This window comes from Kineococcus arenarius subsp. arenarius, from assembly GCF_050871845.1.
In the GTDB taxonomy this organism is placed as follows: domain Bacteria; phylum Actinomycetota; class Actinomycetes; order Actinomycetales; family Kineococcaceae; genus Kineococcus.
Window position 1 is genome coordinate 1 of sequence record NZ_JBJLSE010000121.1, and the last position, 10,653, is coordinate 10,653.

A 10,653-nucleotide genomic window follows, 5' to 3' on the forward strand; every position below is an offset into this window, starting at 1 on the left:
CCCGGTTCCGCGGAACCGGGGGCCTTCGCCGTGCCGGGGCGGGCGCGTCCGTTCAGCAGGCCGGGGCGGCAGCGCCCTCCGGCGGGGCGGGGGGTGCCAGGGCGTCCTCGGGGAGCAGCTGCTGGTGGGCGTCGCCGAGGGTGAGTTCCACGGTGGTGGCCACGGGGTCCTCGACGAGCTGGGCCTCGGGGAAGCGGGCGCCGACCGCGCGCGCCTGCGCCAGCAGCTCGGGCGCGTACCGCACCACCGCGGTGACGGGCCCGGCGGCCACGGGGGCGTTGCCGATGTCGGGGACGGCGAAGCCCCGCCCGCGCAGCTCGTCGGCGACCCCGGCGGCCAGGCCGGTGCGGTCGGTGCCGTTGAGGACCTCCACGGACACCTCGCCGGGGGCCGGCAGGGGCTGCTCGGCCGGCGGGACGCACGTCGGGCTCGGCGAGGCGGCGACCGGGTCCGCGCCCGGCTGCCAGCGCCCGGTCCACACCAGGGCCGCGCCGCCGCCGACGGCCAGGACGAGCACCACCACGACCGCGAAGACGATCCGCTGCCGCCGCCGGCGGCGCAGGCGGCGGCGGTGCAGCCGCTCGTAGGAGACCTCGTCGAGGTCCTCCTCCGCCGCGGCGCCGGGCAGGACGCCGTCGTCGGGCTGGTCCTGGGACCGGGCGCCGTCGCGCTGCTCGTCCACGGGGTCCTCCTGTCATTCCGAGAGCGTGAGCACGCGCGCGTGCAGCACCTGGCGCTGGTGCAGCGCGGCGCGCACCGCGCGGTGCAGGCCGTCCTCGAGGTACAGGCGGCCGCGCCAGGCCACGACGTGGGCGAACAGGTCGCCGTAGAACGTCGAGTCCTCCGCGAGCAGGGCGTCCAGGTCGAGGGTGCGCCGGGTGGTGGTCAGCTCGTCCAGGCGCACCTGCCGCGGGGGCACGGTGGACCACTGGCTGGTCGTCTCGTACCCGTGCACCGGGTAGGGGCGTTCCTCACCGACCGCCTGGAAGATCACGGTGAGTGAGTCTAGGCGGCGCTGTGCTCGCCCGGGGGCAGGACGCGCGAGGCCGGGGACGACGAGGGGCCCGCACCCGGTTCTCGGGTGCGGGCCCCTCGGCCTGCGGAGGATGCGGGATTTGAACCCGCGAGGGCGTTAACCCAACACGCTTTCCAAGCGTGCGCCATAGGCCACTAGGCGAATCCTCCAGTGCCCCCAGCGTAGCGCGCCCCGGCCGGTGCCCTCGACCCCGGGGGGCGCGGCGGGCGGGACGGCGGGCGGTTGGACCGCACGCGGCGGCGCCCCGTACAGTGGTCGCAGACCCCTCGCGTGGCGTCATCCAGCTGAACCCCCCCAGGGCCGGAAGGCAGCAAGGGTAGGCGGGCTCTGGCGGGTGCGCGGGGGGTCCCTCACGTCCCGGCCGGGGTGTCGGCGGGGCGGGTTAGCCTCGGGGTCGTGACGAGCGCCCTGTACCGCCGCTACCGGCCCGAGAGCTTCGCGGAGGTCATCGGCCAGGAGCACGTCACGGTGCCGCTGTCCCAGGCGATCGCCAAGGGCCGCGTCACGCACGCGTACCTCTTCTCCGGACCGCGCGGCTGCGGCAAGACGACCAGCGCGCGCATCCTGGCCCGCTGCCTGAACTGCGCGGCCGGGCCGACACCGACCCCCTGCGGCACGTGCGACTCCTGCCGGGACCTGGCCAACGGCGGCCCCGGCAGCGTGGACGTCGTCGAGATCGACGCGGCCAGCCACGGCGGCGTCGACGACGCCCGCGACCTGCGCGAGCGGGTCACGTTCGCCCCGGCGCGCGACCGCTTCAAGGTCTACATCCTCGACGAGGCCCACATGGTCACCCAGCAGGGCTTCAACGCCCTGCTGAAGACGGTCGAGGAGCCGCCGCCGCACGTGAAGTTCGTCTTCGCCACGACCGAGCCGGACAAGGTCCTCACGACGATCCGCTCGCGCACCCACCACTACCCGTTCCGCCTCGTGCCGCCGGCCCGGCTGACCACCTACCTCGGCGAGCTGGCCGAGCGCGAGGGGGTGGGCATCGGCAAGGGCGTGCTGCCGCTGGTGGTCCGGGCCGGCGGCGGGTCGGTGCGCGACTCCCTGTCGGTGCTGGACCAGCTCATCGCCGGCGCCGGCGACGCGGGCGTCACCTACGACGTGGCGGTCTCGCTGCTGGGCTACACGCACGCCTCGCTGCTGGACGACGTGGTGGAGGCGATCGCGGCCGGGGACGGGGCCACGGTGTTCCGGGCGGTCGAGCGGGTGGTGGAGTCCGGGCAGGAGCCGCGCCGCTTCGCCGACGACCTGCTGCAGCGGCTGCGCGACCTCGTGGTCGTGGCCGCCGTGGGCGAGGGCGCCGCCGACGCGCTGGCGGTGCCGGAGGACGCCCTGGAGCGGCTTCGGGCGCAGGCCGCCCACCTCGGGCGCGCCGAGCTGTCCCGGGCGGCCGACGTCGTGGCCGCCGGCCTGGAGCAGATGACGGGGGCGACCTCCCCGCGCCTGCAGCTGGAGCTGCTGTGCGCGCGGCTGCTGCTGCCGGGCGCGGACGCCGACGGCGGCCTGGGGCCGCGGCTGGAACGGCTGGAGCGCCGCCTGGCGGCGGGGCTGCCGGTGCCCGCGGCCCAGGCCCCCGCAGCGGTGCGCGAACCCGCCCCCGCACCCGCCGCACCGGCTCCCGCGCCCGCGCCCGCGCCCGCGCCGATGGACCCGCCGACGCCCGCCCGGACCGCGCAGCCCGCGCAGCCGGCGCCCGCCCAGCAGGCCCCGGCACCCGCTGCGGACGACGGCTGGCCGACCGCCCGCACGCCCGGTTCGGGCGCGCCCGCGGCGCCCTCCCCCGGCCCGGGGGCCGGCGCTGCGCCCGCCCCGACGGCGCCCGCGCAAGGTGCGGCTGCGGAGGCCGCGGCACCCCCCGCGCCCGGCGGCGCCTCGGAGGCCGAGGCGGTCCGGCGCCTGTGGACGGACGTGCTCGGCGCGCTGTTCCGGCTGAAGCGCACGACGTGGTCGCTCGTGGCGGAGAACGCCACCGTCCAGGACTGCCGCGGCGGGGTGCTGACCCTGCAGTTCAAGACCCCGGGCCTGGCGTCCACGTTCGGTCGCGGCAACCACGCGGGGTTCGTCGCCGAGGCGCTGTTGGAGGTCACCGGCATCGAGGCCGCCGTCCAGGCCGCCGGGGCCGAGGGCGCGGCACCGCGCGGCGGTCGCGGGGCACCGAGGCGGGCCCGTCCCGCGGGTGGTGCCGCGGAGGGCCCCGGCGGCCGGGGCGCACCCGCACCGGCGCCCACCCCCGCGCGGCCGCCGCAGCCGCCCGCCCCGGCGCCGGCGAGCACCGGCCTGGCCGGTCCCGACGACGACGTGCCGCCCCCGGAGGCGCCCATCGACGACCCCGGGGAGGAGCACCTGTCCGCCCCGCGCCGGCCCCAGCGCCCCGCGCCGCAGCAGCAGGCCCCGTGGCCGGCCCCGGCCGCCGCCCCCCCGGCGCCCGAGGAGGACGTGCCCAGCCGCGACGACGAGGACGCCGAGGACTCCCAGCTCGTGGGCGCGGCGGTCGTGGAGCAGCTGCTGGGCGGGAAGGTCATCTCCACCGACGACGGGCGCTGAGCGGCGGCCGGCGCCCGTCGGCGGGGCGGCGCCGGGTGTCGGTGCCGGCACGTAGGCTCGCCGCGTGTACGAAGGAGTCGTCCAGGACCTGATCGACGAGCTCGGACGGCTGCCCGGCGTCGGCCCCAAGAGCGCGCAGCGCATCGCGTTCCACCTGCTGTCCGCCGACGCCGCCGATGTGCGCCGCCTCGCCGAGGTCCTCACCGAGGTCAAGAGCAGGGTCCGGTTCTGCGAGGTGTGCGGCAACGTCGCCCAGGAGCAGCTGTGCCGGGTGTGCCGCGACCCCCGCCGCGACCCGAGCGTCATCTGCGTGGTGGAGGAGTCCAAGGACGTCGTCGCCATCGAGCGCACCCGCGAGTTCCGGGGCCGCTACCACGTGCTGGGCGGGGCGATCAGCCCGATGGAGGGCGTGGGCCCGGACGACCTGCGGATGCGCGAGCTGCTGGCGCGCCTGAGCTCCGGGGAGGTCACCGAGACGATCATCGCGACCGACCCGAACCTCGAGGGCGAGGCCACCGCCACCTACCTGGCCCGGCTGCTGCGGCCGATGGGCCTGAAGGTCACGCGGCTGGCCTCGGGGCTGCCCGTGGGCGGCGACCTGGAGTACGCGGACGAGGTGACGCTGGGGCGGGCGTTCGCCGGACGGAGGTCCCTGGATGGCTGACGAGGCGATCGAGACGACCGGCGCGGAGGCCGCCGAGGCCGCCGAGGCCGTGGAGCTGGCGCAGCTGGCCGCCACGACCGCCCTCGAGGCGCGCGACTACCTCGACGCCGTCACCGAGGTGGCCAGCGGGCAGCTGGGCTCGACCGCCCTGTCGGTGCTGCTGCTGGCCCTCAGCCAGCTCCAGGTGACCGGCGCCCGGCTGGGCGCGGTGGCCGACGTCGTCCCGGCGCGCCGCTTCGAGCCGGACGCGGGACCGGACCCGGACGTGGACCCGGTGCGCGCCGGCCTGGCCAACGTCCTGGAGGGCGTGGACGACTACGCCGACGTGGCGGACCCGCTGACCGACGCGCACCTGGTGCGCGGGGCCCTGTCGGACGACCTGGCCTCCGTGGCGGCGGACCTCGTGCACGGCGTGCGGCACTTCGAACGCGGCGAGGTCACCGAGGCGCTGTGGTGGTGGCAGTTCTCGTACCTGTCCTCGTGGGGGGTGCGCTCCAGCGCCGCGCTGCGGGTGCTGCAGTCCCTGCTGGGGCACCTGCGCCTGGACGTGGACGCCGAGACCGCCTCCGACGCGGAGTTCGACGCCCTGCACCCCTGAGGGTGGTCAGAACGCCCAGTCCGCACGGCCGGGCGCACCCGGACTGCCCTGCCCGCACGCCCGGGCGTGAGCACGGGCGGGAGCACCCGCACCGCTTCCGTAGAATCGCCCGTCGTGGCTCTCGTGGTGCAGAAGTACGGCGGTTCCTCGGTCGCTGACGCGGACGGGGTCAAGCGCGTCGCCAAGCGGATCGCGGCGACCAAGCGCGCCGGCCACGAGGTCGTCGTGGTGGTCTCCGCGATGGGCGACACCACCGACGAGCTGATCGACCTGGCCGAGCAGGTGACCCCGATGCCGCCGGCCCGCGAGCTGGACATGCTGCTCACCTCCGGCGAGCGCATCTCGATGGCGGTGCTGGCGATGGCGATCAGCAACCTGGGCCTGGAGGCGCGCTCGTTCACCGGGTCGCAGGCGGGGGTCATCACCGACTCCTCGCACGGGCGGGCCCGCATCATCGACGTCACGCCCGGGCGCATCCGCAGCGCGCTGGACGAGGGCGCCATCGCCATCGTCGCCGGCTTCCAGGGCGTCAGCCAGGACACCAAGGACATCACCACGCTGGGCCGCGGCGGCTCGGACACCACGGCCGTCGCGCTGGCGGCGGCGCTGGGGGCCGACGTCTGCGAGATCTACACCGACGTGGACGGCGTGTTCACCGCCGACCCGCGGATCGTGCCCACCGCCCGCAAGATCAACCGCATCGCCAGCGAGGACATGCTGGAGATGGCGGCGTCGGGGGCGAAGATCCTCATGCTGCGCTGCGTGGAGTACGCGCGGAACTACGACCTGCCCATCCACGTGCGCAGCTCCTTCAGCGCGCACGAGGGCACCTGGGTGACGGACTCCCCCGTCCCCGCCGGCCTCAGCTCCCACGCCGTGGAGGAAACCGTGGAACAGCCGATCATCTCCGGCGTCGCGCACGACCGCAGCGAGGCGAAGATCACCGTGGTGGGGGTGCCGAACACCCCCGGCACGGCCGCCGCCATCTTCAAGGCGGTCGCCGAGGCGGAGATCAACATCGACATGATCGTCCAGAACAACTCCGTCGGCGCCTCCAACCTCACCGACATCTCCTTCACCCTGCCGAAGTCGGAGGGCCAGACGGCGGCGACGGCCCTGGACAAGGTGAAGTCGACTGTCGGTTTCGAGCGCCTGGAGTTCGACGACCAGATCGGCAAGGTCTCGCTGATCGGGGTGGGGATGCGCTCACACCCGGGCGTGTCCGCGACGTTCTTCGACGCGCTGGGCACGCAGGGCATCAACATGGAGATGATCTCCACCTCGGAGATCCGCATCTCGGTGGTCACCCGCGCCGAGCAGCTCGACGACGCGGTGCGCGCCGTGCACACCGCGTTCGGCCTGGACGCCGAAGCAGAAGCCGTGGTCTACGGAGGTACCGGACGATGAGCCGCAAGCCCACCCTCGCCGTCGTCGGCGCCACCGGCGCCGTCGGCTCCGTGATGCTCGGGATCCTGTCCGAGCGCCCCGACGTGTGGGGCGAGATCCGCCTGGTGGCGTCGGCCCGCTCGGCGGGCAAGGTGCTGCGCGTGCGCGGTGAGGACGTCGTGGTGCGCGAGCTGACGCCGGAGGTCTTCGACGGCGTCGACGTCGCCATGTTCGACGTCCCCGACGAGGTGTCCGCGCAGTGGGCGCCGGTCGCCGCGCAGCGCGGCGCGGTGGCCGTGGACAACTCCGGGGCGTTCCGGATGGACCCGGACGTGCCGCTGGTGGTCCCGGAGGTCAACGGCGCCGCCGCCCGCAACCGCCCCCGCGGCATCATCGCCAACCCGAACTGCACGACCCTGACGATGATGGACGCCCTCGGCGCGCTGCACGAGAAGTGGCAGCTCACCGAGCTGGTCGTGGCCAGCTACCAGGCCGCCTCCGGCGCCGGGCAGCCCGGCGTGGACCGGCTCTACGACGAGCTCGAGGTCGTGGCCGGCCAGCGCACGCTGGGCCAGCGCGCCGGTGACACCGCCGCCGCCGTGGAGGCGAAGCTCGGTGCGGACTCGCCGTTCCAGGAGAACCTCGTCCTGAACGTCATCCCGGTCGCGGGGTCGCTGAAGGAGGACGGCTGGACCAGCGAGGAGCTGAAGGTCCGCAACGAGTCCCGCAAGATCCTCGGCATCCCGGACCTGAAGGTGTCGGCCACCTGCGTGCGGGTGCCGGTGCTGACGACGCACTCCCTGGCGGTGCACGCCACCTTCGCGCAGGACGTCTCCGTCGAGGAGGCGACCGCGGCGCTGGAGGCGGCGCCCAGCGTGGAGGTGCGCGACGACCTGGCGAACGGCGTGTTCCCGACCCCGGCCACGACGGTGGGCGGGGACCCGACGGTGGTCGGCCGCATCCGCCAGGCGCTGGACTTCCCGAACACGCTCGACCTGTTCGTGTGCGGCGACAACCTGCGCAAGGGCGCGGCGCTGAACACCGCGCAGATCGCGGAACTCGTGGCGGCCGAGCTGACCGCCTGACCGCACCGGCGCCGACGGCCCGCCACCCCCGGGTGGCGGGCCGTCGTGCGTCCACGGGAAGCGGTTGTATAGAAAATCACAGGTAGGGTGCGGGGCGTCCGTCACCGACGAAGGGCTCGCCCGCATGTCCACGTACCTGCCCGCGGCGTTCGCCGCGCAGGCCGCCGAGATCACCTCACCGCGGTCCACCGCGTTCCTGCTCATCACCGCCGTCCTGGCGATCGCGGTGCTGCTCGTGCTCATCATCAAGGTGCGGCTGCACGCGTTCTACTCGCTCGTCATCGTCAGCCTGCTCACCGCGCTCGTCGCCGGCATCCCCACCGGCGAGCTCGTCGGCGTGCTCACCGGCGGGTTCGGCAACACGCTGGCCACCGTCGCCCTCCTCGTGGGTTTCGGCGCCGTGCTCGGCCGCATCGTCGAGACCTCCGGGGGTGCGCAGGTCCTCGCCGACACCCTCGTGGACCGCTTCGGCGAGAAGCGGGCTCCACTGGCCCTGTCGGTGGCCTCGCTGCTGTACGGCTTCCCGATCTTCCTGGACGCCGCGTTCGTCGTCATGCTGCCGATCATCTACACGGTGGCGCGGCGCCTGGGCGGCTCGCTGATGCTCTACGCGCTGCCGGCCGCGGGCGCGTTCCTGATGATGCACGCGATCGTCCCGCCGCACCCCGGTCCCGTCGCGGCCTCCGGCATCCTCGGCGCCGACGTCGGCCTGACCCTGGTGGTCGCGCTGCTGGTGGGCCTGCCCACCTGGTACGTCGCCGGCTACCGCCTCGCGCTCGTCCTGGCCCGGCGCAGCCCGTTCCTGCCCGTGCCGCAACTGCTGGGCACCCCGTCGACCGACCAGCCGCGCCCGCGCTTCGGCGTCATCCTGCTGGTGCTGCTGCTGCCCCTGGTCCTCATCTTCGGCGGCACCGCCGCGAACACGGCCGTCACCAACTACGGCGTCGCCGAGGACAACGCGCTCGTGGTGGTCCTGCAGCTCATCGGCGCCACCCCGGTGGCGCTGCTCATCACCAGCGTCCTGGCGCTGCTGCTGCTGGTCGTGCGCCCCAACCGCGGCAAGGTCGGTTCCCGCCTGGAGGACCTCGTCGACGACGCCCTGGCGCCCGTGTGCTCGATCATCCTCATCACCGGTGCCGGCGGCATGTTCGGCCGCGTGCTCACCGTGACCGGCATCGGCGGCGCGCTCGCCGACGGCCTCAACGCCGCCGGGCTGCCGCTCATCCTCGCCGGGTTCATCATCGCCGTCGCCCTGCGGATCGCACAGGGCTCGGCGACGGTGGCCGGCACCACCGCCGCGGGCCTGCTGGCACCCGCCGTGACGGCCGACCCGACCCTGTCGGCGCTGCAGCTGGCCTGCATCACGGTGGCCGTCGCCGCCGGGGCGATCTCCTTCTCGCACGTCAACGACTCCGGGTTCTGGCTGGTGGGCCGCTTCCTCGGCCTGGACACCGCCACGACCCTGCGCACGTGGAGCGTCATCGCCACCGCGGTCGGGATCATGGCGTTCGCGCTGGTCTGGATCCTGTACGCGATCGTCTCGTGAACCACCGGTTCGTGAACGGGTCCTGAACCACGTGCGCCCCCGGTCGCGGACCGGGGGCGCACGTGGTCGGCTGGGGGCGTTGCCGACGTCAGCCGACCTCAGGAGGAGACGACCGTGTCGATGATGGAACCCTTCACCCCGCACGAGAAGGACGCCGGCGAGGTCGAGATCGCCGCCGCCGACCCCGGCACCGGCGCCCCGCCCACCGCCCCGGGCACCGGCCCGCAGGGCGAGGACCAGGGCAGCAACATCAGCCCGGAGCGCAGCGCCGAGGACGGCCCGCTGCCCGACTGAGCCGCGCGCGCCGGGGGTGTCAGCGGTCCTCGAGCTCGCTGCCCCCCGGCACCGAGGCCGGGGTCGCGGCCTCCTGCGAGGTGCCCCGCCACCGGGCCAGGACCCGCATGAGGTGGAAGACGCCGATCGCGGCGGCCGTGCCCAGGGCGATGCCCTCGAACGCCAGGCCCTCGCGCGGCACCCAGCTGTAGTTCGCGATGCCCACGACGAGGGCGATCGCCGCGGTGGTGAGGTTCACCGGGTTCGAGAAGTCGACCCGGTTCTGCACCCAGATGCGGGCGCCGAGGACGCCGATCATCCCGTAGAGCAGCGTCGCGGCCCCGCCCAGGACGCCGGCGGGCACCGAGCCGACGAGCGCGCCGAACTTGGGCGAGAAGCTCAGCACCAGCGCGGCGGCGGCGGCGACCCAGTAGGCGGCCGTGGAGTACACCTTCGTGGCCGCCATGACGCCGATGTTCTCCGCGTAGGTGGTGGTGCCCGACCCGCCCCCGGCACCGGCGAGGGTGGTGGCCAGGCCGTCGGCGAGCAGCGCCCGGCCGGTGAGCGGGTCCACGTCCTGGCCCGTCATGGCCGCCACCGACTTCACGTGGCCGACGTTCTCGGCGACCAGGACGAACACCACCGGCAGGAACAGCCCCAGGACGCTCGCGTCGAAGGACGGCGCGGTGAACTCCGGCAGCCCGAACCACGCCGCCTGCCGCACCGCGTCGAAGGCGACCTCCCCGCGCAGCACCGCGCACGCGTACCCGACGACGACGCCGACGAGGATCGCCAGGCGCCCGAGCATCCCGCGGAACAGCACGGTCGCCAGCACGATCGCCCCCAGGGTGACCAGGGCGGTCACGGGCGCGGCGCGGAACCCCGAGCAGGAGCCGTCCGCCTGGCACGTCCCCCACGCGGTGGGGGCCAGGTTCAGCCCGATGAGCGCCACGATCGTGCCGGTGACGACCGGGGGCATCAGCGCGTCGATCCACCGCGTGCCCGCCAGGTGCACGACGGCGCCGACGAGCGCCAGCAGCACCCCGGTGAGCAGGATCCCGCCCGCGGCGACCGCCTGCCCGCCGGTGGCGACGGCCGCGCCGATGGGGGCGATGAACGCGAACGACGACCCCAGGTAGCTGGGCAGCCGGTTGCCGGTGATCAGCAGGAACAGCGCGGTGCCGACGGCGGAGAAGAAGAGCGTCGTCGCGGCGGGGAACCCGGTGATGGCCGGAACCAGGATCGTCGCGCCGAACATCGCCACGACGTGCTGCAGGCCGATGCCCACCGTGCGCGGCCAGCTGAGCCGCTCCCCCGGTTCCACGACCGCCCCGGGCCGCACCTCCCGCCCGTCGCCGTGCACCCGCCAGCCGATGCCCGCCACGCCGCCTCCTCCGCTCGCCGCTCGCCCCCGGCGCGCGCCGGGGGCGGACGAAGGCTAGGGCGTCGGCGGCACCCCACCCCTCCCCTGCGGTGATCTTGCACGGTTGAGGGTTCACGCGTGCAAGATCACCG

General features: G+C 74.9%; 10 protein-coding genes, 1 tRNA gene and 1 other RNA gene. 8 read left to right on the plus strand and 4 right to left on the minus strand.

From position 1 onward, the window contains the following. Nucleotides 1-52: 52 nt before the first annotated feature. The 3 genes from ACRYM0_RS18905 to ACRYM0_RS18915 form a co-directional block, all read right to left on the minus strand. Nucleotides 53-682, minus strand: coding sequence for a LytR C-terminal domain-containing protein (locus ACRYM0_RS18905; RefSeq protein WP_432507394.1), 630 nt, complete (start codon nt 680-682; stop codon nt 53-55). Nucleotides 683-694: 12 nt separating this feature from the next. After that, complete coding sequence (locus ACRYM0_RS18910) at nt 695-994, minus strand: type II toxin-antitoxin system VapB family antitoxin (RefSeq protein ID WP_432507395.1); 300 nt, start codon at nt 992-994, stop codon at nt 695-697. Between the two features lie 106 nt (nt 995-1,100). Further along, nucleotides 1,101-1,185: transfer RNA gene (locus ACRYM0_RS18915), tRNA-Ser, on the minus strand. Nucleotides 1,186-1,293: 108 nt separating this feature from the next. Here ACRYM0_RS18915 and ffs point away from each other — a divergent pair. The 8 genes from ffs (at nt 1,294) to ACRYM0_RS18955 (ending at nt 9,159) form a co-directional block, all read left to right on the plus strand. Next, nucleotides 1,294-1,390, plus strand: an RNA gene (gene ffs / locus ACRYM0_RS18920) — signal recognition particle sRNA small type. A gap of 42 nt (nt 1,391-1,432) precedes the next feature. Beyond that, nucleotides 1,433-3,586: a DNA polymerase III subunit gamma and tau gene (locus tag ACRYM0_RS18925; protein ID WP_432507396.1), complete on the plus strand. Its 2,154-nt coding sequence runs from the start codon at nt 1,433-1,435 to the stop codon at nt 3,584-3,586. A gap of 64 nt (nt 3,587-3,650) precedes the next feature. Next, the gene (recR, locus tag ACRYM0_RS18930; RefSeq protein WP_432497166.1) at nt 3,651-4,250 is read left to right on the plus strand and encodes a recombination mediator RecR; all 600 of its coding nucleotides are present in this window, start codon (nt 3,651-3,653) and stop codon (nt 4,248-4,250) included. Further along, complete coding sequence (locus tag ACRYM0_RS18935) at nt 4,243-4,848, plus strand: DUF5063 domain-containing protein (protein ID WP_432507397.1); 606 nt, start codon at nt 4,243-4,245, stop codon at nt 4,846-4,848. The genes recR and ACRYM0_RS18935 overlap by 8 nt, the downstream gene beginning before the upstream one ends. 114 nt (nt 4,849-4,962) lie before the next feature. Further along, nucleotides 4,963-6,255 (plus strand): aspartate kinase, encoded by a 1,293-nt coding sequence (locus ACRYM0_RS18940; protein WP_432507398.1) that lies wholly within the window; start codon nt 4,963-4,965, stop codon nt 6,253-6,255. Then, nucleotides 6,252-7,319: an aspartate-semialdehyde dehydrogenase gene (locus tag ACRYM0_RS18945; RefSeq protein ID WP_432507399.1), complete on the plus strand. Its 1,068-nt coding sequence runs from the start codon at nt 6,252-6,254 to the stop codon at nt 7,317-7,319. The genes ACRYM0_RS18940 and ACRYM0_RS18945 overlap by 4 nt, the downstream gene beginning before the upstream one ends. 124 nt (nt 7,320-7,443) lie before the next feature. After that, on the plus strand, nt 7,444-8,865 hold the full coding sequence (locus tag ACRYM0_RS18950; RefSeq protein WP_432507400.1) for a GntP family permease: 1,422 nt from the start codon (nt 7,444-7,446) through the stop codon (nt 8,863-8,865). A gap of 114 nt (nt 8,866-8,979) precedes the next feature. Next, entirely contained in the window at nt 8,980-9,159 is a 180-nt protein-coding gene (locus tag ACRYM0_RS18955) for a hypothetical protein (RefSeq protein ID WP_432507401.1), read from the plus strand. 19 nt (nt 9,160-9,178) lie between these two features. On the opposite strand, the gene ACRYM0_RS18960 is transcribed toward ACRYM0_RS18955, so the two are convergent. Continuing rightward, nucleotides 9,179-10,522 carry a uracil-xanthine permease family protein gene (locus ACRYM0_RS18960; protein ID WP_432507402.1) on the minus strand — a complete coding sequence of 448 codons (1,344 nt, stop codon included), beginning with the start codon at nt 10,520-10,522 and terminating at the stop codon, nt 9,179-9,181. Nucleotides 10,523-10,653: the final 131 nt, after the last annotated feature.